A 3,537-nucleotide genomic window follows, 5' to 3' on the forward strand; every position below is an offset into this window, starting at 1 on the left:
TCTCCGCAGCCGAGTTTGCGTCGCTTACCCGTGTGCGTAAGCGCCTGATGGCGCGCGTTTTTCAATGACTTGACACCCCCCGGGTCGATAGCCACCTAATGTCGGCGGCGAGCGTGAATTCTCTTCAAGATTCGCCTCAGTTCCGATCCGGCAAGCCCGGTCCGCCCTTCGAATGGTAGACCGGTTTTGTGGATCACCTCGGCACCTTGTGGCGGTTGCGCATGAGCATGGCGGGCTGCGTGCAAGGGGGCAAAGCAAAAGGAAAAGGCCATGACTAATCCAAAACCCCGGCCAACCATCGTCCATGGCGAGACGCACGCTTATCCCGTGCTTCCCTTGCGCGACATCGTCGTCTTCCCGCACATGATCGTGCCGCTCTTCGTCGGCCGCGAGAAGTCGATCCGCGCGCTCGAAGAGGTGATGAAGAACGACGCGCTGATCATGCTCGCAACGCAGAAGAACGCGTCCGACGATGATCCGGCGCCCGATGCGATTTACGAGACCGGTACGCTTGCCAGCGTGCTCCAGCTCTTGAAGCTTCCCGACGGCACCGTGAAGGTGCTTGTCGAAGGGCTCGAGCGTGCGCGCGTGCAGAAATACACCGATCGCGCCGACTACTATGAAGCGACCGCCATTGCCCTGGCCGACACCGATGCGAAGTCGGTCGAGGCGGAGGCGCTGGCGCGCTCGGTCGTGTCCGACTTCGAGAGCTATGTGAAGCTCAACAAGAAGATCTCGGCCGAGGTCGTCGGCGTCGTGCAGGCGATTACCGATTTCGCCAAGCTCGCCGACACCGTCGCCTCCCATCTCGCCGTCAAGATCGCGGATCGCCAGGGCATCCTGGAGACGCTGTCGGTCACCACGCGCCTCGAGAAGGTGCTGGGCCTGATGGAGAGCGAGATCTCGGTGCTCCAGGTCGAGAAGCGCATCCGCTCGCGCGTCAAGCGCCAGATGGAGAAGACCCAGCGCGAGTATTATCTCAACGAGCAGATGAAGGCGATCCAGAAGGAACTCGGCGACGACGACGGTCGCGATGAGCTCGCCGATCTCGAAGAGAAGATCTCCAAGACCAAGCTCTCCAAGGAAGCGCGCGAGAAGGCGCAGCACGAATTGAAGAAGCTGCGTCAGATGTCGCCGATGTCCGCGGAAGCGACCGTCGTGCGCAACTATCTGGACTGGCTGCTGTCGATCCCGTGGAACAAGAAGTCCAAGGTCAAGAAGGACCTGGAATCGGCGCAGGCCATCCTGGACTCCGATCACTACGGTCTGGAGAAGGTCAAGGAACGCATCGTCGAGTATCTCGCGGTGCAGTCGCGCGCCAACAAGCTGACRGGACCGATCCTGTGCCTCGTCGGACCTCCCGGCGTCGGCAAGACCTCGCTCGGCAAGTCGATCGCGAAGGCAACGGGGCGCGAGTTCGTGCGCGTCTCGCTCGGCGGCGTGCGCGACGAGGCCGAGATCCGCGGTCACCGCCGCACCTATATCGGCTCGATGCCCGGCAAGATCATCCAGTCGATGCGGAAAGCCAAGTCGTCCAATCCGCTGTTCCTGCTGGACGAGATCGACAAGATGGGCGCCGACTTCCGCGGCGATCCGTCCTCGGCTTTGCTCGAGGTCCTCGACCCCGAGCAGAACGGGACCTTCAACGACCACTATCTCGAGGTCGACTACGATCTGTCCAACGTGATGTTCATCACGACCGCGAATACGCTCAATATTCCGGGGCCGCTGATGGATCGCATGGAGATCATCCGGATCGCGGGCTACACCGAGAACGAGAAGGTCGAGATCGCGCGCAAGCACCTGATCCCGAACGCGGTGTCCAAGCACGGCCTGGACTCCAAGGAGTTCTCGATCGATGACGACGCGCTGCTGCTGCTGATCCGCCGCTACACCCGCGAAGCGGGCGTGCGTAACCTGGAGCGTGAGCTCTCCACACTCGCCCGCAAGGCGGTGAAGGAGCTGATGATCTCCAAGAAGAAGTCGGTCAAGGTCACCGAGAAGTCTCTCGAAGAGCTGCTGGGTGTGCCGAAGTACCGCTTCGGCGAGATCGAGAGCGAGCCGCAGGTCGGCATCGTCACTGGCCTTGCCTGGACCGATGTCGGCGGCGAGCTCTTGACCATCGAAGGCGTCATGATGCCCGGCAAGGGCAAGATGACGGTCACGGGCAACCTGCGCGACGTGATGAAGGAATCGATCTCGGCGGCGGCGTCCTACGTCCGCTCGCGCGCGATCGTCTACGGCATCGAGCCGCCGCTGTTCGACCGGCGCGACATCCACGTGCACGTGCCGGAAGGCGCGACGCCGAAGGACGGTCCGTCGGCGGGCGTGGCGATGGCCACCGCGATCATCTCGGTCATGACCGGCATCCCGGTTCGCCACGATGTCGCGATGACCGGCGAGATCACGCTGCGCGGCCGCGTGCTGCCGATCGGCGGTCTGAAGGAGAAGCTGCTGGCTGCTGCCCGCGGCGGCATCAAGACGGTGCTGATCCCCGAGGACAACGCCAAGGATCTCACGGAGATCTCCGATGCGATCAAGGGCGGCATGGAGATCATCCCGGTCTCGCGGCTGGATGACGTCGTCGCCAAGGCGCTGGTGAAGAAGCCGGTGCCGATCGTCTGGGAAGAGGACACCAAGGTGACGGTGAAGCCGGACGGCGACGAAGCCGCCGGCGGCCTGACCGCTCACTGATCTCGAGCGAAAGATGATAAAACGGCGCCTTCGGGCGCCGTTTTTGTTTTGAGGCAAGGGAACGAGGGCGATGAAGATCGACGGGCAATGCCATTGCGGGCAGATCACATTTGAGGCCGAGATCGACCCCGAGGCGGTCTCGATCTGCCATTGCCGGGACTGCCAGACGCTGACGGGATCGCCGTTCCGGGTCACCGCGATCTGTTCCGCCGGTGACGTCAGGCTCACCGGCGGCACGCCGAAAATCTACGGCAAGCGCGGCGACAACGGCCGGATGCGCTTCCAGCATTTTTGCGCCGATTGCGGTTCCCCGCTGTTCACCAGCGGCGAGGGCGACCAGGCCGACGATTGGGGCATCCGCTGGGGCAGCATCCGCCAGCGCGACGCTCTGAGGCCCAGCCGGCAGATCTGGTGCCAGTCGGCGGCGGTATGGATCGACACCGTGCCGGTGCTGCCGGGGAGGCCGGGGGATTGATGTTCCGTACTTGCCCACCGAGGGCGGGTAGGGATAAAGAGGCGGCGAGGGGCGGTTAGCTCAGCTGGTTAGAGCATCTCGTTTACACCGAGAGGGTCCGCGGTTCGAATCCGTGACCGCCCACCAGATACGCTTGCTGATGCGGTCTATCCGGCCATCCGCGTCGGGTTATGTGATCCCTGGTCAAGGGAATGCTTCCCTCGGTGCGGTCGCGTGAAAAGATCTTGCCAAGGGACGTCGGATGCTGCGCCAGATCATTGCGGAGGAAGTGCCCGGCGACCACGACTGGTCTGCTCCGCTTTCGGATCTGCCGATCGACAGTTTCGGGCTGGTGGTTCTGCGAGGGCGGATCGAGGCCGCGCTCGGAC

The 3,537-nt window shown here is 63.2% G+C and carries 2 protein-coding genes and 1 tRNA gene; all 3 read left to right on the plus strand.

The annotated features are described in order from the left end of the window. Window positions 1-270 precede the first annotated feature (270 nt). The 3 genes from lon (at window position 271) to AC1D00_RS31980 (ending at window position 3,295) form a co-directional block, all read left to right on the plus strand. Complete coding sequence (gene lon, locus AC1D00_RS31970) at window positions 271-2,694, plus strand: endopeptidase La (RefSeq protein WP_027547359.1); 2,424 nt, start codon at window positions 271-273, stop codon at window positions 2,692-2,694. A 70-nt stretch (window positions 2,695-2,764) separates the two neighbouring features. Further along, entirely contained in the window at window positions 2,765-3,169 is a 405-nt protein-coding gene (locus tag AC1D00_RS31975) for a GFA family protein (protein ID WP_025576560.1), read from the plus strand. 49 nt (window positions 3,170-3,218) lie between these two features. Beyond that, window positions 3,219-3,295, plus strand: a tRNA-Val gene (locus AC1D00_RS31980). Window positions 3,296-3,537 lie beyond the last annotated feature (242 nt).

It is taken from the genome of Bradyrhizobium sp. P2_E8, from assembly GCF_056403875.1.